At 68.6% G+C, this 24,483-nt stretch carries 21 protein-coding genes and 2 pseudogenes; 3 read left to right on the plus strand and 20 right to left on the minus strand.

What is annotated here, in order from left to right; all coding sequences use genetic code 11:
* Window positions 1-5 precede the first annotated feature (5 nt).
* Complete coding sequence (locus OJJOAM_RS17350) at window positions 6-464, plus strand: flagella synthesis protein FlgN (protein ID WP_422650536.1); 459 nt, start codon at window positions 6-8, stop codon at window positions 462-464.
* Window positions 465-481: 17 nt separating this feature from the next.
* On the opposite strand, the gene OJJOAM_RS17355 is transcribed toward OJJOAM_RS17350, so the two are convergent.
* Window positions 482-913, minus strand: coding sequence for a hypothetical protein (locus tag OJJOAM_RS17355; RefSeq protein ID WP_422650537.1), 432 nt, complete (start codon window positions 911-913; stop codon window positions 482-484).
* A 395-nt stretch (window positions 914-1,308) separates the two neighbouring features.
* On the opposite strand from OJJOAM_RS17355, the gene OJJOAM_RS17360 reads away from it, so the two are divergent.
* On the plus strand, window positions 1,309-1,443 hold the full coding sequence (locus tag OJJOAM_RS17360; protein WP_422650538.1) for a hypothetical protein: 135 nt from the start codon (window positions 1,309-1,311) through the stop codon (window positions 1,441-1,443).
* 20 nt (window positions 1,444-1,463) lie between these two features.
* Here the strand turns inward: OJJOAM_RS17360 and clsB are convergent, their stop codons facing one another.
* From clsB to flhB, 7 genes and pseudogenes are all read right to left on the minus strand, one after another.
* Entirely contained in the window at window positions 1,464-2,675 is a 1,212-nt protein-coding gene (gene clsB, locus OJJOAM_RS17365; RefSeq protein WP_422650539.1) for a cardiolipin synthase ClsB, read from the minus strand.
* Between the two features lie 140 nt (window positions 2,676-2,815).
* Window positions 2,816-3,220, minus strand: coding sequence for a flagellar protein FlhE (locus tag OJJOAM_RS17370; protein ID WP_422651082.1), 405 nt, complete (start codon window positions 3,218-3,220; stop codon window positions 2,816-2,818).
* A gap of 111 nt (window positions 3,221-3,331) precedes the next feature.
* Window positions 3,332-4,048, minus strand: a complete 717-nt coding sequence (locus OJJOAM_RS17375) for an RNA polymerase sigma factor FliA (RefSeq protein ID WP_053824398.1) — start codon at window positions 4,046-4,048, stop codon at window positions 3,332-3,334.
* A 19-nt stretch (window positions 4,049-4,067) separates the two neighbouring features.
* A pseudogene (locus OJJOAM_RS17380) lies at window positions 4,068-4,845 on the minus strand (MinD/ParA family ATP-binding protein).
* Window positions 4,748-7,501 carry a flagellar biosynthesis protein FlhF gene (gene flhF / locus OJJOAM_RS17385; RefSeq protein ID WP_422650540.1) on the minus strand — a complete coding sequence of 918 codons (2,754 nt, stop codon included), beginning with the start codon at window positions 7,499-7,501 and terminating at the stop codon, window positions 4,748-4,750. Before flhF ends, OJJOAM_RS17380 begins: the two are co-directional and overlap by 98 nt.
* Window positions 7,502-7,983: 482 nt before the next feature.
* Window positions 7,984-10,071: a flagellar biosynthesis protein FlhA gene (gene flhA / locus OJJOAM_RS17390; RefSeq protein WP_422650541.1), complete on the minus strand. Its 2,088-nt coding sequence runs from the start codon at window positions 10,069-10,071 to the stop codon at window positions 7,984-7,986.
* Window positions 10,068-11,210, minus strand: coding sequence for a flagellar biosynthesis protein FlhB (flhB, locus tag OJJOAM_RS17395; RefSeq protein ID WP_422650542.1), 1,143 nt, complete (start codon window positions 11,208-11,210; stop codon window positions 10,068-10,070). Before flhB ends, flhA begins: the two co-directional genes overlap by 4 nt.
* Window positions 11,211-11,617: 407 nt before the next feature.
* Between flhB and OJJOAM_RS17400 the strand changes: the two genes are divergently transcribed.
* Window positions 11,618-13,723, plus strand: coding sequence for a hypothetical protein (locus OJJOAM_RS17400; RefSeq protein ID WP_422650543.1), 2,106 nt, complete (start codon window positions 11,618-11,620; stop codon window positions 13,721-13,723).
* Window positions 13,724-13,738: 15 nt separating this feature from the next.
* On the opposite strand, the gene cheZ is transcribed toward OJJOAM_RS17400, so the two are convergent.
* The 12 genes and pseudogenes from cheZ to OJJOAM_RS17460 all read right to left on the minus strand — a co-directional run bounded on the left by cheZ (window position 13,739) and on the right by OJJOAM_RS17460 (window position 24,419).
* Complete coding sequence (cheZ, locus tag OJJOAM_RS17405; RefSeq protein ID WP_149319450.1) at window positions 13,739-14,377, minus strand: protein phosphatase CheZ; 639 nt, start codon at window positions 14,375-14,377, stop codon at window positions 13,739-13,741.
* Between the two features lie 10 nt (window positions 14,378-14,387).
* Window positions 14,388-14,783, minus strand: a complete 396-nt coding sequence (gene cheY / locus OJJOAM_RS17410) for a chemotaxis response regulator CheY (protein ID WP_006577576.1) — start codon at window positions 14,781-14,783, stop codon at window positions 14,388-14,390.
* Window positions 14,784-14,865: 82 nt separating this feature from the next.
* A complete protein-coding gene (locus OJJOAM_RS17415; RefSeq protein WP_226109396.1) occupies window positions 14,866-15,942 on the minus strand; it encodes a protein-glutamate methylesterase/protein-glutamine glutaminase in 1,077 nt (358 codons plus the stop codon).
* A gap of 22 nt (window positions 15,943-15,964) precedes the next feature.
* Window positions 15,965-16,612 (minus strand): chemoreceptor glutamine deamidase CheD, encoded by a 648-nt coding sequence (gene cheD, locus OJJOAM_RS17420; RefSeq protein WP_265634940.1) that lies wholly within the window; start codon window positions 16,610-16,612, stop codon window positions 15,965-15,967.
* Window positions 16,612-17,466: a CheR family methyltransferase gene (locus OJJOAM_RS17425; RefSeq protein ID WP_422650544.1), complete on the minus strand. Its 855-nt coding sequence runs from the start codon at window positions 17,464-17,466 to the stop codon at window positions 16,612-16,614. Before OJJOAM_RS17425 ends, cheD begins: the two co-directional genes overlap by 1 nt.
* Before the next feature lie 194 nt (window positions 17,467-17,660).
* A pseudogene (locus OJJOAM_RS17430) lies at window positions 17,661-18,156 on the minus strand (chemotaxis protein CheW).
* Between the two features lie 34 nt (window positions 18,157-18,190).
* Window positions 18,191-20,224, minus strand: a complete 2,034-nt coding sequence (gene cheA / locus OJJOAM_RS17435; protein ID WP_422650545.1) for a chemotaxis protein CheA — start codon at window positions 20,222-20,224, stop codon at window positions 18,191-18,193.
* Between the two features lie 101 nt (window positions 20,225-20,325).
* Window positions 20,326-21,279, minus strand: coding sequence for a flagellar motor protein MotB (motB, locus tag OJJOAM_RS17440; protein WP_422650546.1), 954 nt, complete (start codon window positions 21,277-21,279; stop codon window positions 20,326-20,328).
* Between the two features lie 58 nt (window positions 21,280-21,337).
* Entirely contained in the window at window positions 21,338-22,201 is an 864-nt protein-coding gene (motA, locus tag OJJOAM_RS17445; RefSeq protein WP_174106419.1) for a flagellar motor stator protein MotA, read from the minus strand.
* A 118-nt stretch (window positions 22,202-22,319) separates the two neighbouring features.
* A complete protein-coding gene (flhC, locus tag OJJOAM_RS17450) occupies window positions 22,320-22,922 on the minus strand; it encodes a flagellar transcriptional regulator FlhC (protein ID WP_422650547.1) in 603 nt (200 codons plus the stop codon).
* Window positions 22,919-23,236, minus strand: coding sequence for a flagellar transcriptional regulator FlhD (gene flhD, locus OJJOAM_RS17455; protein ID WP_006579236.1), 318 nt, complete (start codon window positions 23,234-23,236; stop codon window positions 22,919-22,921). The genes flhC and flhD overlap by 4 nt, the downstream gene beginning before the upstream one ends.
* Before the next feature lie 403 nt (window positions 23,237-23,639).
* Complete coding sequence (locus tag OJJOAM_RS17460) at window positions 23,640-24,419, minus strand: DUF4088 family protein (RefSeq protein ID WP_149319443.1); 780 nt, start codon at window positions 24,417-24,419, stop codon at window positions 23,640-23,642.
* Window positions 24,420-24,483: the final 64 nt, after the last annotated feature.

A 24,483-nucleotide genomic window follows, 5' to 3' on the forward strand; every position in this document is an offset into this window, starting at 1 on the left:
CGCCCATGAGCCAAGCCCTCATCGCCAGCATGCAGCACGAAACGCAAGCCATCGCGGCCTTCGTCGACGCCCTGCAGCAGGAACGGAACGCGATTCGCACCGGCGACTTCCAGTCGCTGGGCGAGCTGGTGCAGCGCAAGCAGGAACTGGCGCAGCAGATCGCCCAGCTGGGCGCCGCGCGCCAGGCGCAGATGGCCGCGCTCGGCATCCGCGTCGGCGGCGGCCGGCAACTGGTGGGACTGCATATCGATGAAGGCGTCGCCACCGCCTGGCGCACGCTGGTGCTGACCGCGCGCGGCGCGGCCGAGGCCAATGCGCTGAGCGGTGCCGTGGTGTCGGCGCATCTGGAATACACGCGTGACGCGCTGCAGGCGCTGCGCCAGCGCGGCGACACGGCCACGGTCTACGGCCGCAACGGCCGCGCGCAGGCCGGTCCGCGCGGCGTCAGCCTGGCCAGCGGCTAAAGCGTCCGCCCTTCCCCTCACGCGGTCGGCTCGACCGTGCTGGCGCGCCGTCCGCGCGCCTCCAGCAGGAAATACCCCACCACCGCCGGCAGCATCGGCAACAGGTAGTACATCGCCCGATAGGCCAGCAGCGCCGCCAGCAATGCGTGGTGCGGGACGCGGTCGCCCAGCAGCACCACGAACACGGTCTCCAGCACGCCCAGGCCCGCCGGGATATGGGCCACCGCCCCGGCGATGCTGCCGATCAGCACCACGCCGAGCACCACCAGCAGCGGCACCGACGACGGCAACAGGGTCTGGATGATGGCCGAGATCGTCAGCCAGTTGGTGATCGACAGCACGCACTGCATCACCGCGAAACGCAGCGGCGGCAGATGGAAGGCATGCCCGCGTACCGTCCAGCGGCGCCGCCGGGACTTCGCGCAGGCCAACAGGTAGGCGGCGACCACGGCGAGCAGCGCAAAGCCGGCGATCTGCAGCAGCGTGGCATTGAGCCCCCCATTCGACCGGCAGCACCACCGTGCGGGCGGCCAGCACCGCGCCCAGCAGCGCCAGATAGCCGATCCAGTTGCTGACCACGCCGATGGTATAGACCGAGGCGATCTGCGCGCCCGACAGTCCCGCCCCCGAATAGAGCCGGTAGCGAATGCCCAGGCCGCCGACCAGCGCGCCCAGGTTCAGGTTGAAGGCATAGCTGACGAAGGCGATCACGAGCACGCGCGGCGACGACAGCCGATGCCGCGCATACCAGCGGCCCAGCAGGTCGAACGCCGAATGCCAGAAATAGCTGAGCATCACCAGCAGCACGGCCGGCGTCAGCGTGCGGTAGTCGTATTCCTGCAGCGTGACCCAGACCTCGGCCCACTCGACCTCGGCCAGCTTCCTGACCACCAGCACCACCACCAGCGCCACGAAGGCGATGCCGAGTATGCGGCGCACCTGCGCCCAGCGGCTGCGCCGCCGTGCTCCCGTGGGATGACCTGCCTGTCGCGCCGTCATCTATTCGGCGCCCCGCTTCAGGATGGGAAATCGCCAGGGCCGGCGCGGCGGCTCGGCGGTGGCCACCACCAGCTTCGGCGTGTGGGCCGGCAGCCAGCCGGCCCACGCCGGGAAGCGGCGCAGGAAGTGGAACATCAGCGTGGTCGCCGCCAGTTGCAGCGGCGCGCGCGGCGCCTCGCGATTGGGCGGGATCTCGCGGCAGGCATTGGCCATCAGCGTGTCGAGGTTGGCGCGCAACTCCCGCGCGAAGCCGGCGTCGCGGATCACCAGATTGGCTTCGAGATTCAGCGACAGGCTCAGCGGGTCCAGATTGCTGGACCCGACGGTGGACCAGTCGCGGTCGATCACCGCGACCTTGCCGTGCAGCGGCCGCTCGCAATACTCGAAGATGCGTACGCCGGCGGCCTGCAGATGGGCGTACAGCATGTCGGCCATGCGCTTGACCCACAGCATGTCGGGATTGCCCTGCAGGATCAGCCGCACGTCGACGCCGCGCTGGGCTGCTTCGCAGATCGCATGCAGCAGGCGATAGCCGGGCAGGAAGTAGGCGTTGGCGATCACCACCTGATGCCGCGCGGCGCGGATCGCCTGCAGGTACTCCCATTCGATATCGGTCGGATGCGCGTCGTTGTCGCGCGTGACCAGCCACGCGTCCATGTTGCCGGCCGGCGGCGCGGGCGCGACCGCGGGCACCTCGACGTCGCCCGGCGGCAGCGTCTGCACGAGGAAGCGATGCACCTCGGCAGCGGCCGGCCCTTCGACCTCCACCGCATAGTCCTGCTTGGCCTGCGGGCCGTGGTCGGTCAGGTGCTGCGCGGAGAAGTTGATGCCGCCGATGAAGGCGATGCGCCCGTCGATCGCAACCAGCTTGCGATGCAGCCGGCGGAACAGGTTGGTGCGCACGCCCAGCAGCCGCCGGCGCGGCGCGAAGATATGGAAGCGCACGCCGGCCGCGACCATGCCCGAGACGAACTCCGGCGGCAGATCGGGCGAGCCGTAGCCATCGACGGTGATGGCCACATGCACGCCGCGCGCGGCGGCTGCGATCAATGCCTCGCGCAGCGCCACGCCGACGCGGTCGTCGAACAGGATGAAGGTTTCCAGCAGGACGCTGGTCTGGGCGGCGGCGATCGCGGCAAATACACGCGGGAAATATTCGTCGCCGTTTTCCAGCAGGCGGATGCGATTACCGCTGGTTCGGTTGGGGCTCATTTCGATGTCTCGCTGCCATATTCTCGCTAGGCAACAAGCACATTCAATGCCACCCGTTTCGGGCCGGCAAGAACATCGCAAATCACATCGTCATGACGGCGACTTGGAGGTCACCTGGCCGCGTCGCGCCGCCCCCCGATTCAGCGATAGCTGACCGTGACCTGGCTCGCCTGCCCTTGCAGCACGGGCGTCAGCGGGCCTTGTCCCGGTATGCGGAACGCGAACACGAAGCCCTTGTCGGCATCGTCGCCGCGGAAGGCATCGGTCTTGCCTTCGGCCCCCGGCAGCATCACGCAGCGATTGGCATTACAGAGATAGGCTTGCAGATTTGGCGGTGGCACACGCGCAAAACGGTAACGCCAGCGCACCGCGGTGATCACGCCCTCGGACTGCGTCAGATAGCCGCTGGGTAGGATAGGCGCCGACAAGGCGCGCACGCCGCGGCCATGCAGCGCGGGCGCCACCACCGAGGCGGTCCACGCATGGCGCGACTCGCTGCCGAAGTTGGCGTGCATCAGCGGCGAGGCGGCGCCGGGGGCCGCCATCGTCATCGCCACCGTCGCCGCGGCCACCGTTGCAACTGCCACCATCGGGCGGGGAGATCGGGCGCCGCAGCGCGCGGCACCACCGGACCGGGCGAGCTGGCATGCGAACCATCACAGCAGCCCGCGCAACTGGCTGCGCAGCCGGTTGATCGCCTGGCTGCGGATCTGGCACACGCGCGATTCGGTGACCTCGAGCACCGCGCCGATCTCCCGCAGGTTCAGCTCCTGGTCGTAGCACAGCGACAGCACCAGCTTCTCGCGTTCGGGCAGGCGCTCGATCGCGCGGATCAGCGCACCGCGCATGCCGCTCTCCATCAGCAGCGTCAGCGGATTGCCGTCCTCGCTGACCGTCAGGTGGCGATCGAGGAAATCCTCCTCGCCGGAGCGCTCGAAGTCCTCGTAGTGCAGCAGCTGGCAGCCATAGACCTCGTTGAGCATGCTCTGGTATTCGTCCAGCGGCATCTCCAGTTCTTCGGCGACCTCGGAGTCCAGCGGCGTGCGGCCGAGCTTCTGCTCCAGCGCGCGCACGGTCCGCTCGATCCGGCGCGTCGACTGGCGCAGGCTGCGGGACTGCCAGTCGTTGGCACGCACCTCGTCGAGCATCGCGCCGCGGATACGCTGGCTGGCGTAGGTTTCGAAGCGCGCGCCGTGGGTGTCTTCGTAGCGGCGGGCGGCGTCGAGCAGGCCGATCATGCCGGCCTGGATCAGGTCGTCCAGTTGCACGCTGGCCGGCAGCTTCGCCGCCAGTTGCAGGGCAATGCGCCGTACCAGCGGCGCATGGGTCTGGACGGTGTCGGTCTGTTCGAGCTTTCCCTGGATCGTGTACATGGTGGAATTCTCGCGAGTGCTAGCAGGCCATCGCCGAGGCGGGCGGCGCGGCGCCGGCGGCAGCGGTCGCTGCGCCCGGCGCGCCCGCAGCGGGCATCGGTTCGGGATCGGGTGAAAGAGGCCAGCCAGCGATGCTGGCGGCAAGTCGGCGCAGCATGGCGGTGGCCGGCGCGCCGGGGGAAGGCATCGACGACGCCGCGCGCGAGCGCCGTGCCGCGCGCCACCAGCGGGTCGGCCGGCAGCACGCCGGCGCAGCGCGCCTGCACGCCCAGGTACTGGCCCGCGGTGCGCGCCAGATTGCCGGCGATCGCCATCGCCGACGCTTCGCTGGCGGCGCCATTGACGACCAGTTCGAACTGCCGGCAGGCATAGCGGTGATGCAGCCGCTTGATGCAGGCGTAGGCCGCGGTCAGCGATTCGCGTTCGGGCCGCATCACCACCACCAGGTTGTGCGCGGCGCCGGAGAAGCGCGACAGCGTGCCATCGGCGCCAAGCCGCGCGTCGCTGACGACCGTTCGAAAGCCCTGCAGCGCCTGCAGCGCGCCCCACGCCGACGCATCGCCGGGCAGCAGCGCGGGCATGCCGGCTTCGCGGCGCCCCACCGCGGCCTCGGCCGCGATGGCGCCGGCGAGCACCTGGGCCAGCGTGCCCGACGGCGAAGCGCCGGCAAGGCGCGTCGCCCGCGCGTGCTGCTGATCTTCATCGACCAGCAGCACGCGCTCGCCCTGCAACGCCAGCGCATGGGCCAGCCCCAGCGCGACCGTGGTCGCGCCGGCGCCCGGCTCGCAACCGAGCACGGCGATACGGCGGGTGGCGCGCGGCGCCAGCATGCGGCGCAGGCTTTCGGCCTGATCGACGGCGAGCATGTTGGGTCAGTCTCCGAGCGCGGCCAGATCGAACCGGGCCGAGGCGTTCGCTGGCGCGCCGGCGGCCGTCTGCGTCATCCGTTGCGCCAGATGCTGGGCGGATTCGGGCAGGGCCGACGTGGCCAGCATCGATTCCGTGGTGGCGTGCCTGGCGGCGGAAGTGGCGGCCGAAGTGACGGCAGCGGTCGCGGCGGTGGTCACGGCGTCCGTGGGGGGCGTTGTTGACGGCGATGGCATCAAGCCCCGCCTTCTTCTCGTTCGCCACCGCATTGGACGCCGGCGCGCCGTTGCGGCCCGGGAAGTTCTCCAGCACGTCCAGCAAGGCCAGCAGGCGGCCCAAGCCTTCGAGCAGCGCGGCGGCGCCCGGCGCCGCATCCTTCGCGGCGGCACGGCCGGCCAGGCCGGCCAGGCAATCGATCGCCGCCGCGGCCGGCGCATGGGCCAGCCGCAAGGCGGTCATGCCGGCCTGCAGCGCGACCAGCGCGTCGACGTCGAACACTTGCGGCGAGGTACCGGCCGGGCGGCCGAGATGGTCCAGCGCATGGCGCAGCGTGCGGCCTTGCAGCGCCGCGGCATCGCCCCAGCGCGCCCACTGGGCGAGCTGCGCGCCGGCCCCGGCCAGCGCCGGATCGGCCAGCAGATAGTCGACGGCCAGCGTCTGGCCGCTGTCGCGCTCGATGGTGCGCACGGCCAGCAGCACGGCATCGATGCCGCCTTCGCTGGCGGCGCCGCGCGCCGCGCGCGCCTGTCCTTCGACCACGCGCACGCGCGTCTGCGCCATCCATTGCACCGCGTCGCGGTCGCGCCAGCGCAGTTCGGCCTGCGCGTGGAAGGTCAGCGTGTCGGCCAGCGCGTCGAGCTTCCACGCGGTGCCATCGCACAGCACGCGCGCGCTCTTGCGCGCGGACGCCAGCCAGCGCTCGCCGCTCGACTGCCAGCGTTGCAGCGTGGCGCCGGCCGGCATCGTGTCGAGCAGATGGACGACGGTACGGCGCGCGGCCAGCGCGGCGCGCCAGTCGGCCATCTCGGCGTCCCAGCCGCCGGCCTGCTGCGCGCGCGCCAGCGGCGTCACGGTGGCCATCAGCGGCATGCCGTCGCGATCGCCGAGCCACAGCGTGTGCTGCCACGGCTGCGGCGCGCGCCGGCCCGGCACCGCACAGGGCAGCGTCACCGAGGCGGACAGCACAAAGTGTTCGCAATGCCGGCTTGCGTCCTGGCAGATCGCATCGCGGACCTGGCGTACCAGCGGACGCAGCTCGGCCTGCGCGGCGCGGCTTGCCCACAGCTCGCGCAGCAGCGCAAAGCCATAGGAGCCGTCGCGCAGCGCGTTGACGCAGGCGCCCACGGCGTGGCCGCTGTCCGCGATCGAGCGCAGCACGTCGTGCGCTTCGTTGCGCGCGCCCTGGCCCGCATCGGCAGCGTCGTCCGCACCTTGGGCAGCCAGCGCACGCCGTGCGGCCTGCGCATCGGCGAACACCGAGCCGCGCCGCGGCATCAGGAAGGCGCGCTCGACCAGCGCGTCGCCGCGCGCCAATTCCAGATGCTCGGGCACGCGCTGGCCGGTCGAGGCGTAGAACACCGGCAGCCGATGCCGGATCACGACATCGAGCACCGAACCGAGATGGGTCGCCTCGTCGAGCTTGCTGATGATGCAGCCGTCGATGCCGGCGCCCGGCGCGGCGTCGTGGCGGTAGGCGTGCACCACCTCGTTGAGCGTATCGCCGTGGCTGGCGCCGTTGAGCAGCAGCACGCGTTGCACCGGCGCGGGCGCGCCCGCCAGCATCGCGATCTGCTCGGACAGGTTACGGTCGCGCTGGCTCATGCCGACGGTATCGATGATGACCAGATGCTTCTGCGACAGCGCGCCCAGCGCGAGGCGCAGATCGGACGCGTCCTTGACCGCATGCACCGGCACGCCAAGGATGTCGCCGTAGATGCGCAGCTGCTCGTGCGCGCCGATACGGAAGGTGTCGGTGGTCAGCAGCGCCAGCTTGTCGGCGCCGTGCTTGAGCACGAAGCGCGCGGCCAGCTTGGCGGTGGTGGTGGTCTTGCCGACCCCGGTGGGGCCGACCAGCGCCAGCACGCCGCCCTGGCCGAACAGCGCGTCCTCGTCGGCCAGTACCGGCACCTTGCTGGCGATCTCGTGGCGGATCCAGCCCATCGCTGCCGGACGGTCATAACCGGCCGGCAGCCGCGCCAGCAGCGTGCGCGCCAGTTGCGCGGAGAAGCCCGCGCCGACCAGCCATTCGAACAGCGACTCGCGCAGCGGATCGGCGGCGGCGGCCGGCACGGCGGGGACCGCGATGCCCGACAGTTGCCGCTCGATCAGCGCGCGCATCGATTGCAGTTCGCCGCGGATGCCGTCGATGTCTTCTGCGGCCGCGACCTGGATCGGCTCGCGCACCGGCGGCTGGAACCGGGGCGCACTGTCGGAGATCGCACCGAGATCGGTATCGCGCATCGCCACGATTTCCACGCCGCCGTCGACGGTGCGGTTGGACAGCACCACGGCGTCCGGCCCCATGGCTTCGCGCACCTGGCGCAAGGCTTCGCGGCCGGTGGCCGCCACAAATTTGGCTACGCTCATGTCTTGCGACCCTTGTATCAGCGGATTCCAGCGGCACCGCCGGTCATGGCAATCAATCGATGTTCGGCTGTCCGCACCGCGGCATGGCAAGGCGGTGCACGACGGTGTCGGCGTACGGCCGACGGGCGCCGGCCGGCTTGTCGTCGCGCGGTGGCAGCGGGCGTCTCGCGCAGGGAAGAGAAGCGGGACGTTGCGGGGGATCGCCGCGCTCGGCCATCGACACCACATTCCGAAGCGGCAGCCAGCCTCTTCGACGTGTCGATTATGCGAGGGACGCCCTGGTGCTATTGGGCGGAATAGGCGGGGGATTGCGGCGCTATTTGGGCGATGACGGCGCCGCACGTCTTCATGTTCGGGTTAACGGCAGCGCGCGGGATTTTTTCGGCCCATGATGAGAAACAGGCGACAGGGAGTGCTCCCGTCGCCTGCCATCGCGCCTGCCATCGCGCCGGCCGTTCGACGCCGGCCCTGTCGAAATGCACTCAGCCCGCCCCGCCGATCATCGCGGTGATGCGGATATTGCGGTTGTCCGGCACCTCGGAGTGCGACAGCACCCGCAATTGCGGCATGGTCCGCCGCAGGAAGCGGGACAGCAGCGGCCGCAGCGCATGCGGAACCAGCAGCACCGGATCGAGACCCATCTGCTCCTGACGTGCCACCGCCCCCTGCGCCTGCTGCAGCAGCGCATCGGCCAGGCCCGGCTCGATGCTGCCGCCGGAGTTCAGGGCCTGCGACAGCACGCGCTCCAGGCCCGCATCCAGGCCGATCACCTGCAGGTCGGCGCCGTTCGGGAACCACTGCTGCGTGATCGCGCGGCCCAGCGCCATGCGCACCAGCGCGGTCAGCTCGTTCGGATCGCTGATCTTCGGCGCATGTTCGGCGATCACATCCAGGATGGTGCGCATGTCGCGGATCGGCACGCTTTCGTCCAGCAGGTTCTGCAGCACCTTCTGCAGCGCCGTCAGCGTGATGGTCTTGGGCACCAGGTCCTCGGTCAGCTTCGGCGATTCCTTGGCGATGCGGTCCAGCAGCTGCTGCACCTCCTGGCGGCCCAGCAGTTCGGCCGCGTGCTGATGGATCAGATGGTTCAGGTGCGTGGCCACCACCGTGCTGGCGTCGACCACGGTGTAGCCGAGCGCCTGCGCCTGTTCCTTGATGCCGCTGTCGATCCAGACCGCCGGCAGGCCGAAGGCCGGGTCGCGCGTCGGCGTGCCGGGCAGCGTGCCGCTGACCTGGCCCGGGTCGATCGCCATCCATTGGCCGGGCACCGCTTCGCCGTAGCCGATCTCGACGCCCTTGAGCGTGATGCGGTAGGCGTTGGGCTTCAGTTCCAGGTTGTCGCGGATATGGACCACCGGCACCAGGAAGCCGACCTCCTGCGCCACCTTCTTGCGGATGCTCTTGATGCGGCCCAGCAGTTCGCCGTTCTGCGCGCGATCGACCAGCGGAATCAGCCGGTAGCCGACTTCCATGCCCAGCGGATCGACCAGCGTGACGTCGTCCCAGGTGGCCTCGGTGTTTTCGTTGGCCAGCGCCGGCGCACGTTCTTCGCGCTTGGCGGTCTGCTTGGCCGCCTGCTGGCGCTTGCCGACATAGGTGCCGAACCAGATCAGCGCACCGGCCAGCAGCAGGAAGGCGATGTGCGGCATGCCGGGGATGATGCCGAGCAAACCGATGATGCCGCCGGTGATGTACAGCACGCGCGGATCGGAGAACAGCTGCCCGGTCAGCTGCTCGCCGACGTCCTGGTTGTTCGACACGCGCGAGACGATGACACCGGCGGCGGTCGAGATCACCAGCGCCGGAATCTGCGCGACCAGGCCGTCGCCGATGGTCAGCAGCGTGTAGTTGCGCACCGCCGTCGAGAAGTCCAGGTCGTGCTGCACCATGCCGACCACCATGCCGGCAAACACGTTGATGAACATGATCAGCAGGCCGGCGATCGCATCGCCGCGCACGAACTTGCTGGCACCGTCCATCGCGCCGTAGAAGTCCGATTCCTGCGCGACCTCGGCGCGGCGCTTGCGCGCGCCTTCCTCGTTGATCAGGCCGGCGTTCAGGTCCGCGTCGATCGCCATCTGCTTGCCGGGCATCGCGTCCAGCATGAAGCGCGCGCCGACCTCTGCGATACGGCCCGCGCCCTTGGTGATCACCATGAAGTTGATCACCACCAGGATCGCGAACACCACGATGCCGACCGCGAAATTGCCGCCGACCAGGAAGTGGCCGAAGGCCTCGATGACCTTGCCGGCCGCGTCGGGGCCGGTATGGCCCTCGAGCAGCACCACGCGCGTCGAGGCCACGTTCAGCGACAGTCGCAGCAGCGTCGAGAACAGCAGCACGGCGGGAAACGCGGCGAAGTCCAGCGGGCGCTGCGTGTACATGCCGACCAGCAGCACCATGATCGACAGCGCGATGTTGAAGGTGAACAGCAGATCGAGCAGGAATGGCGGCAGCGGCAGCACCATCATGCCGAGGATCATCACGATCAGCAGCGGCCCGGCCAGTGCCTTCAGCTGGCCGGCGGACTGTCCGCCGGACAGTCGGAACAGCGAGTTCAATGCATTCATGCGCGGCTTTCCGGTACGGCAAGTTCATCGGGCACCGGCAGGCCGGTCGGGGCCTCGGGCAGCGGCCCGTTGGCGTGGTGCCAGTGTTTCAGTTGGTAGACCCAGGCCAGCACTTCCGCCACGGCGGTGTACAGCCCGGACGGGATCTCGTGGCCAAGTTCGACATGGCGGTGCAGCGCGCGCGCCAGCGGCGGCGCCGACAGGATCGGCACGCGATGCTCGGCGGCCAGTTCGCGAATGCGCGCGGCCACCTCCTCGGTGCCCTTGGCGACCACGCGGGGCGCGCCCATGCGGCCTTCCTCGTAGCGCAGCGCCACGGCGAAATGGGTCGGGTTGGTGACCACCACGTCGGCCTTCGGCACTTCGGCCATCATCCGGCGCCGCGCCATCTGGCGTTGAAGCTGGCGGATGCGGCCCTTGACGTGCGGGTTGCCCTCGCTTTCCTTGTGCTCCTGCTTGACCTCTTCCTTGGTCATGCGCAGCTTCTTGAAGTAGTCCCAGAATTGCCAGGGCACGTCGATGCCCGCCACCAGCAGCAGCGAACCGGCGGCCAGCGCGCAGCACAGCAGCACCAGTTCGAGCAGGCGCAGCAGCGCCTCCTGCACCGGCGCGTTCATCAGCGCCACGGCGTCCGGCAGATGGCGCCACAGCACCCAGAAACCCACGCCGCCCACCAGCAGCGACTTGGCGACGGCCTTGGTCAGCTCGACCAGCGACTGCGCCGAAAACAGCCGCCCCAGCCCCTTGAACGGGGACAGCCGGGAGAAATCCGGCAGCAGCGACTTGGTCGAGAACAGCCAGCCGCCCAGCACCATCGGCGCCAGCAGCGCCGCGGCGGCAAACAGCAGCAGCAGGGGCAGCACGCCCAGCAGCGATTCCCACACCAGCTGCGCGAAGCCGGCCAGCATGCGGGCCGGATCGTGGGCCACGGCGGGCTCGAACGACAGCGCGGCGCGCATCACCGTATCGAGCTTGCGGCCCAGCGTGCCGCCGAGCCCCCACAGGCCGGCCACGCCGGCCATCAGCATCACGAAGGTGCCGAGCTCGCGCGAACGCACCACCTGCCCCTCCTCGCGCGCCTTCTCCAGGCGCCGGGGTGAGGCGGGTTCGGTTTTTTCGAGATCGCTTTCTTCGGACATGGCCGCTCCGTGGCGAAGCGGCATGCCGCCCTTCGACGGGGTCGATTATCGGAGTGGGGGGGCGGCGGGTATTAGCCCGAATAGGCAGGGGATTGCGGCGCTATTTGGGCGATGGGATGGGGGGACTGCGCAGCGCAGGCCGGGCAAACGGTCCTGTCAGGGAGTTAACGGCAGCGCGCGGGTTTTCTTTTATGGGCAAGAGCGCGCGCGATGGCGCTATAGCGGTAAAGCGGCCGCGATTCGGAAAGATCGTCGCCCGGTATGCCGCTATGGTCGCGGGCTCGATGCCGATGCCGCTCCAGGGCCGCCCCCTGCCGCTCCCCTGCCACGAGGCCGCGCCCGGGCCCCGGCGTCGGTGCCTGGTGGCCACCCACCACATCGCCCTCCTCATTTCTTCGAGCTTCCCGATGCCTTTCGGTACCTTGTTCCCCTTGCCCGCTCCGCGTTCCACCCCTGAGATATCGACTCCGTCCTGGTCCGACGCCGCCGCCCAGCCGGTTGGCGAATCCCCCGCGCTGCGGCTGGACGCGATGCCCGTCGAGATCCTGGTCCATGTGGCCCGCTACCTGCGCCCGTCCGACGCCTTTGCGCTGAGCCAGAGCTGCCACGGCATGACCGCGGCGCTGGACCGCGACATCCTCGCCCCCCTGCGCCTGGCCGAACGGATCCGCTGGATCAGCGGCGTATCGGCGTTCGAGGCGGCGATCCGGGGCGTGCTGGCCGCTCCCGCGGACCAGCGGGCCGCGCTGTTCCGCATGTTGGAGCAGCGCGTACGGCACCTCTATCCCGGGCTGGACAAACGCGCGCAGACTTTGCTGGCGCCGCACCTGGCGCTGCCGGCATGGCGGGCCGACGCCGTGGCGGTCGCCCTGGATGGCGCTCGCACGGCCCAGGCCCGGCAGCAGGAAACCGCGGTACCGGCCCTCCACGACTGGCCGAGCCTGATCGAGGCATGCCCATCGCAAGATCGGGCCAGTCTGCTGGCGACGCTGGCGGACAATATTCCGGACGATGTCGGGCACAGGGACTACCTGGTGGCGCAGAACATCCTGATCTCTGCGTTGCGCAGCGCCGGCGAGCTCGACGGATCGCTGCCGGCGGACCATGCCGAGGCATTGGCCACCCTGGCAACGCGGCTTGCCCTGGGGGGACCGGATTGGACCCCGGCCGCGTTCGGCGAGTATTGGGACGCCATCTGGGCGCTCGCCTGCCGGCTTCCCTTGCCGGCCCAGCCGAAGGTCCTGTGCGCGCTGACGGAGTCGGTGCATCACGATCCGGCCACCCGGCACGGCCATGCGGTCGAGCTTGCCCCACGCTGGCGCCGCTTCATCGATCATGTCGGCGTGAATTTCGAGTCCGAAGATGCAGTCGGCATCCTCGTCGGGCTGGCCGAGCATGACTGCGACGAACCGCAGCGCGATATCCACGTGGGCATCATCCACGCTTTGCTGCGGGCGGCGGCGGCTTTGCCCGATCCATGTGCCGCGCAGCTGCTTGCCGCGATCGTGCGATGTCGTCCGAACGACGAGCCGATCGTCGCAACGCTATGGGATACCACGTTCGCTGCGTCGGAACCCGTGGCGGGCGCACATGCGGCTCCGCCGTACGAGGAGCTGGCCTGGGCCATCGAGGACTTGCCGGTGCCGATCCAGAACGCCCGCTGGGATGCGCTGTGCCAGCGCATCGGCACGCTCCCGAAGGGCGAGGTAGCCGTCGGCGCACTGAGAATCCTTGCGAGATTCGAGCCGGCCCGGCGTTCGCCGGCGCGGCGCGCCGCACTCGCCGGCATTGCGGCCAGCCTGGAGCCCGCGCGTCGCGCCGAGCTTTGGATCGCCATGATGGTCAGCCGTGGCATCACGGCGCCCATCTGGCATGCAATGGTCATGGAGCTATGCGAACTGCCCTTGCATGTCCGTCTCGAGCCGGCCAGGCGGCTCGGCGATATGCTGTTCCACTTTGCCGCCGGAGATGGCGTGTTCGCTCCGGACCATGGTCCCGCGGACGCGGGGCGCGTTCTCGCCGCCACGATGCCACGGACGCCGTCCGACGCGCTCGCCAGGCTTTCCGACATACTGGCGCTGTTGCCCCTCGGACACCGAAGCGCCGTATTGCTGGACTTCACGTTGACGACAAGGCGGCCTGGCGGCGCGCAGCCCCTGCCCGGGCCGTGGCACCTGGGGCGCGCACTGTGGCTGCTGCAGGAGGCGATGCGGCTTGGCCCCCTGCACCGCCATGCCATCGGCATCGTCACCAACGTCGCGATGCTGGCGACGCGGTACTGCGCCGCCGAACAGGAGGCGCGCTCCATCGTTCCACCATTGCAGCGGGCCGTGCTGGCGCTCCCGGCCGAAGCGCGCGCGACGGCCTTCTACTGCGTCATCACCTTGATCACGCGGGCCAACTACGATGTCGCGCGCAAGCGTGCATGGGCTGGACACGTCGCCGCGCTGCCGCCGATGGACCGGCCCGACGGCGCACCGGTCTCCCGCAAGCGAAAAGACCTGCCGGCATAGACCCGGCCCGTCGGCTCAGAACCCGAGGCTCGCCAGCAGGTCGTCGACCTGCGACTGGTCCGACACCACGTCGTGCTTGCCCTCCGGATTGACCTGCGGCCCGTTCATCAGCGTGGCCGGGCCGGCCTCGACGCGGCGCTCGGCCGGGACATTGTCGATCAGCATCTGCAGCAGTTCCTGCTCCAGCGTCTGAATCATGTCCATCATCTTCTTGATGACCTGGCCGGTCAGATCCTGGAAGTCCTGCGCCATCATGATGTCGAGCAGATGGCTGCCGGTGGCCCGGGCCTGCGTCGGCACCTCGGTCAGGAAGGCACGCGTGTCGAGCACCAGCTCGCGCGCGTCGGCCAGCTCGACCGGCCGCGCAAACCAGTCCTCCCAACGCTTGTCGAGCGCCTCGGCGTGCTTCTCCAGGTCGGCCTGGATCGGCTGCGCCAGCTCGACCGCGTTCAGCGTGCGCTCGGCCGCCTTCTCGGTCATGTTGGCGATGTAGCTCAGGCGATCGCGCGCGTCGGGGATCGCCTGCGCCGCGCGCTCGATCTCCTTGTCCAGGCCCAGCTCGCGCATGCTGTCGCGCAGCATGCGGGTCAGGCTGCCGATACGCTGGATGATCTGCTCGGCGGACTCGATATTGATATTCGACGTGGTGGACATAGCGGCTGCCTCAGGCCCCTTCCTTGGCGATCTTCTCGAAGATCTTGGTGATCTTCTCGTCCAGCGTCGCCGCGGTGAACGGCTTGACCACATAGCCATTGGCGCCTGCCTGCGCCGCCGCGATGATGTTTTCCTTCTTGGCCTCGGCCGTCACCATCAGCACCGGCGTCTTCGCAATGGCCGGATCGGCGCGAATGCCCTGCAGCATCGTCAGGCCGTCCATGTTCGGCATGTTCCAGTCCGAGACCACGAACTGGAAGCTGCCGTCCTTGACCTTCTCCAGGCCGGCGGCGCCGTCTTCGGCTTCCTCGACGTTGGCGAAACCGAGCTCCTTGAGCAGGTTGCGGATGATGCGGCGCATGGTCGGGAAGTCGTCGACCACCAGGATCTTCATGTTCTTGTCCACTCTACGGCTCCATTACGGTTGTGGATGATTGCGTCTATCCGGACGCGCCGCGCAGGCCAGCCGCGCCGCGTCCGCGTGGTTGTCAAACGCGCTGCGCGCGTGTGCCGAAGGTCGCCAGCCGTGCCATCACGCGCTGGCTCATCGCCGACAGCGGCACCACCTCGTGCGCGCCGCCAGCGGCGATCGCCTCCTTCGGCATGCCGAACACGATGCAGCTCTGCTCGTCCTGCGCCAGGTTGTAGGCGCCGGCCTCGCGCATCCGCAGCATGCCGCGCGCGCCGTCGCGGCCCATGCCGGTCAGGATCACGCCGATCGCGTTCTTGCCCGCATGCACGGCGGCCGAGTCGAACAGCACGTCGACCGACGGTCGATGCCGGTTGACCGGCGGGTCCTGCGACAGGTGCGCGACGTAGTTGGCGCCGCTGCGCGCCAGCAACAGGTGCTGGTCGCCCGGCGCGATATAGGCGTAGCCCGGCAGCACGCGTTCGCCATGCTCGGCCTCCTTGACCTTGATGCGGCACAGCCCGTCGAGCCGCTGCGCGAACGAGCGCGTGAAGCCGGCTGGCATATGCTGGACGATCAGCACCGCGGGCGCATCGGGCGGCAGCGGCATCAGGAATTCCTTGATGGCCTCGGTGCCGCCGGTGGACGCGCCGACGATGATCAGCTTCTCGGTCGACAGCAGCGGCGTGCGCAGCATCGGCGCGGGCTCCGCGGGCTGGGCGCCGGGCGCCGCCGCCGGCCGCGGGCGCGCGCGCGAGGCGGCGCGCAGCTTGTCGGCGATGGTGTCGGTGTATTCGAGCAGGCCGTCGCGGATGCCGAGCTTGGGCTTGGTGATGAAGTCCACCGCGCCCAGCTCCAGCGCGCGCATCGTGATCTCGGACCCGCGCTCGGTCAGCGAGGACACCATCAGCACCGGCATCGGGCGCAGCCGCATCAGCCGCTCGAGGAAATCGAGGCCGTCCATGCGCGGCATTTCGACGTCCAGCGTCAGCACATCGGGGTTCAGGCGCTTGATCATCTCGCGCGCGACCAGCGGGTCCGGCGCGGTGCCGACCACCTCCATGTCGGGCTGGCTGTTGATGATCTCCGTCATCAGGCTGCGGATCAGCGCGGAGTCGTCCACGCAGAGCACCTTGATCTTGGCGGCGGCGGTCATGTCGAAAACGGGTCCTTCGAATTCAGGAAACGGTGGAGGCGGTGCCGCGCCGCCCGAACAGCTCGACGCCGCCGCGCACCGGCGTCGCGGAAATGGCGCGCGCCAGCGCGCGCTCGCTGCGCTCGACAACCGCCTGGTCGTCCTGGCGCGTCAGCCGGCGCACCAGCGCCAGGCCCGTCTGCGGGAAATAGCTGACCCGGCGCGCGTGCGGCCCGCGCAGGTCCTGCGCCGCGACGCGGATCTCCTCGGTCTTCAGATAGCGCAGCACGAACTCGGCGTTGCGGTCGCCGATGTTCAGCGTGGTCATGTTGGCCAGCACCGCGCCGCCGCCGAACACCTTGGCCTCGAGCCGCTCGCGGCGCGCGCCCATCTTCAGCAGCTCGTTGATCAGCACCTCGAGCGCATAGCAGCCGTAGCGCATGGACGCCGACAGCACGCGATCCGGCCCGGCATTCTCGTCGTCCGGCAGCATGAAGTGGTTCATGCCGCCGACGCCCGCCTTCTCGTCGCGGATGCAGGCGGCCACGCAGGAGCCGAGCACCGTGGTCAGCACCACGTCGTCGCGCGTGACGTAGTACTCGTTGGGCAGCAGCTTGATGGCCTGCTTGCCGAACTCGCGGTCGAAGTAGGTGCGCGTGGCGATCGCCTCCGGCAGGTGCGGCGTCTGCATCAGGCGGCTCCGGCCCTGGCGGCGCCCGGCGCCAGTTCGTAGACGGTCTGCCCGCGCAGCTGGAAGGCGCGCGTCACGTACGAGAAGTTCTCCGAATGGCCGGCGAACAGCAGGCCATGCGGCTTGAGCAGCGGGACGAAGCGCTCCAGGATGCGGCCCTGGGTCGGCTTGTCGAAATAGATCATCACGTTGCGGCAGAAGATCGCATCGAAGCGCTCGCGGATGCCCCAGTCTGGCGCGAGCAGGTTCAGCGGTTCGAAGGCGATCGTCGAAGCCAGCTCGGGCTTGACCTTGACCTGGCCGGCACGCTGCCCGGTGCCTTTCAGGAAGAAGCGCTTGAGCCGTTCCTGCGACAGCCGCGCGACCTGCTCGGCCGAATAGACGCCGGTACGCGCCTTGGCCAGGACCTGGGTGTCGATGTCGGTGGCCAGCACCGTCGCGGCGCGCTCGCCGAGCGCCTCGGCCAGCGTGATCGCGATCGAATACGGTTCCTCGCCGGTCGATGCCGCCGCGCACCAGACCGAGTACGGCCGGCCGATCCGCTTGGCATGCTCGGCCAGCAGCGGAAAGTGGTGCGCCTCGCGGAAGAACGAGGTCAGGTTGGTGGTCAGCGCGTTGGTGAAGAATTCCCACTCGCCGGAATACTCGTCGCCTTCCAGCAGCGCCAGGTAGCTGGCGAAGTCGTTCAGATGCAACGCGCGCAGCCGGCGCGCCAGCCGGCTGTAGACCATCTCGCGCTTCTGCGCGCCCAGCGAGATGCCGGCGCGGCGGTGGATCAGCGCGCGCACCTTGTCGAAGTCGCGGTCGGTCAGCAGGAAGTCGCGCGCGTCGTCCCGCAGCGTGGCGAGCGGCATGGCGGGGGCCGCGGCGCGGGGGAGCGGGGGTTCGATGCGGCGTCATGTCTGCGGTGGATCGACGAGGGGTGGGACGAAGGTGGATGCGGTGCGGCGACTGTATGGCGGCTGTGCGGCGACGGGATCGCGATGAGGCGAAGGGCTGGCGGACGCGGGCGGCGGGCCGGTCGGGGCCGGCTGCGGCCCGCGCCCGCTCAGGCGACCTCGCCCTCGATCAGCGCCATCTCGGGGCTGGTCATCATCCGTTCGATGTCGAGCAGGATCAGCATGCGGCCTTCGACGGTCGCCAGGCCGGTCAGATGCTCGGTCGACACCGACACGCCGAACTCCGGCGCCGGCTTGATCGCCTCGCCAGTCAGCGTCAGCACGTCCGACACGCCATCGACCACGATGCCGACCACGCGGCCGGCGATGTTCAGGATGATGACGACGGTCTGGTGGTCGTACTTGACGTTGCCCAGGCGGAACTTCATGCGCAGGTCGACGATCGGCACGATCACGCCGCGCAGGTTGGTCACGCCCTTGATGAAGTCTGGCGCATTGGCGATCCGCGTCACGCCGTCGTAGCTGCGGATCTCCTGCACCTTCAGGATGTCGATGCCGTATTCCTCGGAGCCCAGCGTGAACACCAGGAACTCCTGGCCCGCCGCCTCGCTTCCGGGGGGTGTCGCTATGTCCGATGCCGGCCATGATGTGTTGCTCCTTGTTGATTCTTGCCTTCGCCTCAAGCCAGCGCCGGCTCCTGGCGCCGAACGCCGGTGCGCTGCAGCGCGGCGACGTCGACGATCAGCGCCACGCTGCCGTCGCCCAGGATGGTCGCGGCCGAGATGCCCGGCACCTTGCGGTAGTTGGTCTCCAGGTTCTTCAGCACGACCTGGTGCTGGCCGATCAGCTGGTCGACCAGCAGCGCGAAACGCTTGCCCTCGGCCTGCAGGATGATGGCGATGCCCTGGGTCGGCTCCTGGACCGCGTTCTCGACGTTGAAGACGCGGTGCAGCTCCAGCAGCGGCAGGTATTCGCCGCGCACGTGCATCACCCGCTCGGTATTGGCGGCGGTGCGCACGTCGTCGGCCTTCGGCTGCAGCGACTCCATCACGCAGTTCAGCGGCAGGATGAAGGTCTCCTCGCCGACCTTGACCGACATGCCGTCGAGGATCGCCAGCGTCAGCGGCAGCACGATGCGGGTGGTGGTGCCGTTGCCCGGGCGCGAGCTGATCTCGACATGGCCGCCCATCTCCTGGATGTTGCGCTTGACCACGTCCATGCCGACGCCGCGGCCGGACAGGTCGGTGACCGCCTCGGCGGTCGAGAAGCCCGGCGCGAAGATCAGCTGCCACACTTCCTCGTCGCTCATGCTCTCCGACACCGGCAGGCCGTTCTGCATCGCCTTGGCCAGGATCTTGTCGCGGCGCAGGCCGCCGCCGTCGTCGCTGACCTCGATCACGATGTTGCCGCCGTGGTGCTGCGCCGACAGGATCAGCTGGCCGGTCGGGTCCTTGCCCGCGGCGACGCGCTTGTCGGGCGTCTCGATGCCGTGGTCCAGGCTGTTGCGCACCAGGTGGGTCAGCGGGTCGATGATCCGCTCGATCAGGCTCTTGTCCAGTTCGGTGGCCTTGCCGAAGGTCACCAAGTCGATCTGCTTGCCCAGCTTGGCGGCCAGGTCGCGCACCAGGCGCGGGAAGCGCGAGAACACGTAGTCCATCGGCATCATGCGGATCGACATCACCGCTTCCTGCAGATCGCGCGCATTGCGCTCGAGCTGGCCCATGCCGGAGAACAGGCGGTCGAACAGCACCGGGTCGAGCGACGATGCGGTCTGCGCCAGCATCGACTGCGTGATCACCAGTTCGCCGACCAGGTTGATGATCTGGTCGACCTTCTCGGTCGGCACGCGGATCGAGCCCGATTCCTGATGGGCGGCGGCGGCGCTGGCCTTGGCGCGCTCCTTGTCCTTGGCGGCGGGGGGCGGCGGCCGGTGCCGGCACGGAGGGGGGGCGGGCGCCGGAGCAGCCACCGCCTCGGCCACGGCTGCGGGCGCGGGGCCAGGCGCAGCCGCGGCTGCACCGGTCGAGGGCTCGATCACGATCTGCTCTGCGTCGATCACGAAGCAGCAGACCGCGACGATGTCGTCCGGGCTGCATTGCGTCGCCAGCTCGATCGCCAGCTCGCTGTCGCCCTGGGTCTCGCCGAGGATCTCGCCGAGGTTGCCGAGCTCCTCGCGCAGCAGCGCCTGGTCGTCCTTCGACACGTTCAGCAGACGCACCTTCAGCGCGCCGCCGGCCGGGGCGGCCGCCGCGGCGGCGGAAGCGGGGGCCGGGGCCGGAGCGGCCGCTACCGGCGCCGGGGCCGGAGCCTCGCCGCCGGTCTCGTAGGCCAGCTGCTGCAGCACCGCACAGATGCGCGCAAGGGTCTGCGGATCGGGTTCGGTACCGTTGCGGTAGGCGTTGAGCTGGTCTTGCAACACGTCCTTGGTTTCCAGAAAGGTATCGATGATGGCCCTGGACAACGCCAGTTCCCGCCGGCGCGTGCGGTCCAGCAGATTCTCGAGCAGGTGGGTGGTCTCGGTCAGCGCGCTGAAGCCGAAGGTCGCCGCGCCGCCCTTGATCGAATGCGCGGCGCGGAAGATCGCATTGAGGTCTTCCGCGTCGGGCGCCTCGATGTCGAGGCCGAGCAGCAACTGCTCCATTTCAACGAGCAGCTCTTCCGCTTCCTCGAAGAAGGTCTGGTAGAACTGCGTGATATCGATATCGACAGACATGACCGTCCTGAATCACTGATTGCTAAGCATTGAGCCGTTACCAGCTGGTTATCGACCTCGCCGACGGTCTTATTAAATTTTGTTACTGATTTAAGTGCCGGCTACTGCCGCGCCTGGGGCGCCGATGCGCCCGTCGCCTCTTCCATGCCCTGCTGCAGCGCCTGCGCCGACTCGCCGGCCTTGGCGCGCACCGCGACATCGGCCGCGCTGGCGTTCTCCGCCTCGAAGCGGGCCTGGGCGCGCTGGTTCAGCACCACGATGCTGATGCGGCGGTTGACCGGGGCCAGCGGATCGTTCTTGTCCAGCGGCATGGTGGCGGCCAGGCCCAGCACGCGCAGCACCTTGCCCTCCTGCATGCCGCCGGCGATCAGCTCCTGGCGCGAGGCGTTGGCGCGATCGGCCGACAGCTCCCAGTTCGAGTAGGTGCGCTCGCCATTCATGTAGTTGGACGAATCGGTATGGCCCGACAGGCTGACCTTGTTCGGCATCTCGTTGAGCACCGGGCCGATCTCGCGCAGGATGTCGCGCATGTACGGCTCGACCACCGCCTTGCCGGTGCGGAACATCGGCCGGTTCTGCGTATCGAGGATCTGGATGCGCAGCCCTTCGCTGGTGATGTCCAGCAGCAGCTGCGGGCGGAACTGGCGCAGCACGGGGTTGTTCTCGATCAGCTGCTCGAGCCGCTGCTTGAGCGCGCGCAGGCGCTCGGTCTCGAGCTGGTCGCGGCGCTTCTGCAGCGACTGCGGATCATCCTCGCGCATGCGTCGCGTTTCGCCGTCCTTGCTGGCCGGATCGATGCCGCCGCCGGGAATCACGCTCGGCGACTCGCTGACCTTCTGCCCACCGGCAATCGCGACCTTCAGCGGCGTGCGGAAGTACTCGGCCACCTGCACCAGGTCCTTCGGCGTCGACGTGCTCAGCAGCCACAGCACCAGGAAGAAGGCCATCATCGCCGTCATGAAGTCGGCGTAGGCAATCTTCCAGCTGTGGTTGCCGTGCGGCTTGCCGTGGGCGGCAGCGCGGCGGACGACGATGGGGCGCGCGTGATCGGTCATGCTTGGCCTGCGTTGGACGGACGGATGGACTGGCTCGGGGAGTGGCTGGCCGGCGCGCTTACGTCAGGCTCTTGACTTCGCGCACGTGGTCGTCCAGTTCCAGGAACGACGGACGCTCGCTCGAGTACAGCACCTTGCGGCCGAACTCGACCGCGACCAGCGGCGCATAGCCGTTGAGCGAAGCCAGCAGCGTGACCTTGATGCACTGGTACATCTTGACCGTCTCGGCAACCTGGTGCTCGACGCGCGAGGCCAGCGGCGAGACAAAGCCGTAAGCCAGCAGAATGCCCAGGAAGGTGCCGACCATCGCATGCGCGATCAGCGCGCCCAGCACGGACGGGGGCAGGTCGGCCGAGGCCAGCGCATGCACCACGCCCATCACCGCGGCGACGATGCCGAAGGCCGGCAGCGCATCGCCGACCCGCGCCAGCGCGTGGGCGGGCACTTCGGCCTCGTGCTTGAACGTCTCGATCTCGTGGTCCATCAGGGCCTCGATCTCGAAGGCATTCATGTTGCCGTTGACCATCATGCGCAGATAGTCGGTCAGGAATTCCATCATCGCCGGGTCGGCGAGGATGCGCGGATACTGGCTGAAGACGCTGCTGGCGGCCGGATCGGCGATTTCCTTCTCGAGGAACAGGATGCCCTCGCGGCGCGCCTTGGACAGCAGCACGTACAGCAGCGCCATCACTTCCATGTACAGCGCCTTGTTGTATTTGCTGCTGCGCAGCAGCTGCGGCAGCGCGCGCAAGGTGGCCTTGATGGCCTTGCCGCTGTTGGCGCTGATGAAGGCGCCGAGCGCGGCGCCGCCAATGATCACCAGTTCTGCCGGTTGATATAGCGCGCCCATGTGGCCGCCAGTCATGGCGTAACCACCAAGCACCGCCGCCACTACGACGACATAGCCAAGAACAACTAGCACGATCGATTCCCCGTCAGAAAAACACGCGTCGGACACGCGCGAGCCGGACCTCGGAAGGACACGGCAAGCTGCGCGCCGTGCCGCCTCGGTCTGGCTCGCCGCGCAAGCCCGGCGTGAATCAGGCGGGTTGCGCTGGCGTGGCGTCCTTCGAGGGCTTCTTTGCCTTGCCCGCGCGCGATGGCGGCCGGCACAGGCTGCAGACGAAGTTCGCGTTCGGCTCGTAGGCGTGTGTGACGAACTGTCCTCCGCAGCATGTGCAACTGGAAAGCTGCAGCATATTGCTCTCGAAGAACCGTACTAACGTCCAGGCACGCGTAAAACTTAAGACAATTTCGCCGCCGAGCAGGGACACATGCTCGAGGTAGAGGCGGTATGCGGCGACCACGGCACGAATGCCGCTCGCCTCGCCCTGCTCGACCATGAACTGGTAGGCCGAGAAGAACAGCGACGAATGGATGTTCGGCAGCCAGGTCGTGAACCAGTCCGTCGAGAACGGCAGCATGCCCTTGGGCGGGGACACGCCGCGCAGTTCCTTGTACAGACGGATCAGCCGGTCGCGCGAGAGCGTGGTCTCGGCTTCGAGCACCTGCAGGCGCGCGCCCAGGCCGATCAGCTCGATGGCGAGCTGGGTCTGGTTGGCATCCTGCAGTACGCTCTTGCGCGGGGTAGCCGGAGCAGCCGTGTAGCTCCGGGCCGGTTGGGCCTGCAGCAGCGCGCTCAATTGAGCGACTCCACCGGCTGGCGCGCGAGCAGGATCGCAGCGTGGATCTGCTGCATATCGTGGCTCTTGGCGGTATGCGTCAGCGTGGAGAGCAACGCATGGTCGTCGAACCGGAATCGGCACAGGACCATGTTGGAGGCCGCCAGCTTGACCAGCTGAGCAGGCGTCAGCTTGGCCAGGATGTCAGCGATTTCCTTGCTGACGCCCAGGCGGAACATGGCTTCGAGTTGGTTTTCGCGCACCAGGCGTTGCGCGAGCAGCAGATAGGCGAGATTGACCTCCCTGATCTCCTGCAGAAGTTCACTGCTTTCCAATTTATCCCCGCTACCAAGGAACCCTCGCCCGCTTGTCCAGCGCTTACCGGTGGCAGACCTCCGGCGTCCAGATCGTTTCAGTGCGTGTGCGACGGGTACTACATCTGATCGGAACTACTCAGGCCCAGTTACAAAACTCACATCTGGTAACAAATGTTACGGAATGTAAATGGACTGTCCGCTTTATATCGGCAATCGCATGCCGCTGCCAATCCCTACTTACGTTGGGGATACGCATTGTCGTGCGGATGATACATGGCCGAAACGACACGGACAGATGTAACAACCTTGTAACGTGATCTGGATCAAATCTGTAACAGCAGACATGCTGCGAGAATCACTTCCATAGCGATTCCGCGCAGTTTTCGAGGGGAATTTCCGCGTGACTGAAAACGCTTCGCGTTCAGGGCGAGCGCCTGTCGCTTTCCACCATTGACGGCGCGGCCGGCATCGGCTTGAACACGCGACGCAGCCATGCGGCGAGCCGCGCGAAGACATCGTCGGGCTCGTCGCGGAACAGATGCGGGCGGGCATGCTCGATCTGCTCCATCACGCGGCCCGCTTCCTGCGCGTCGATCGCGCCGTAGTCGAGCGCGAGGCCCACCATCGCGCGCAGCTCGCCGAGGCGGGTCAGCGCGGCGCCGGTGCCGCGTTCGGTCTGCACCAGGTACAGCAGGTCGTAGACGCGCCGGCGCAGGCTGTCCGCCAGGCGCCATGCCGGCGTCTGCATCTGTTCCTCGATCGTGCGCACGTCGACCGCGGCGTTGGCGATGTGTTCGGCCAGCGTATCGGCCAGCGCCGGATCGGCACCGGCGTGATCGAGAATCTCGACCGCCCACTTGCGCGCCTGCGCCAGCCGCTCCGACTGCGACCATTCCGAACGCACCGCGAGCCCGAAGCCGAAGCGTTCGGCGTCGCGCATCAGGTTGGCCAGCGCGTGCGGCAGCTGCTTGTCGAACACGCGCTTGGCCCAGGCATACTCGCCGCCGCTGAGCAGGCGCGTAACCGCGCGCTCGGTCAGCGGCCCGTCCTGGTGCATCACGCGCGCACGCAGGAAGTCCTCGAACGAGGGCGGCACGAATTGGCGGTCCAGCCCCGTGGAGAGCCGGACGAAATGGTCGAACTCGCCGCGCAGCTTGTCCGCGGCCTCACGCGGCAGGGACAGGGTGATTTCGCTGTTCATCGTCTGTCATGGTCGGAGGCGCGCCATGCCGGCCGCGCCCTCCCCGCCGCGGCGGGGTGTTGGT

The sequence above is a fragment of the Cupriavidus sp. H18C1 genome, from assembly GCF_049311595.1.
Classification (GTDB): Bacteria; Pseudomonadota; Gammaproteobacteria; order Burkholderiales; family Burkholderiaceae; genus Cupriavidus; species Cupriavidus cauae.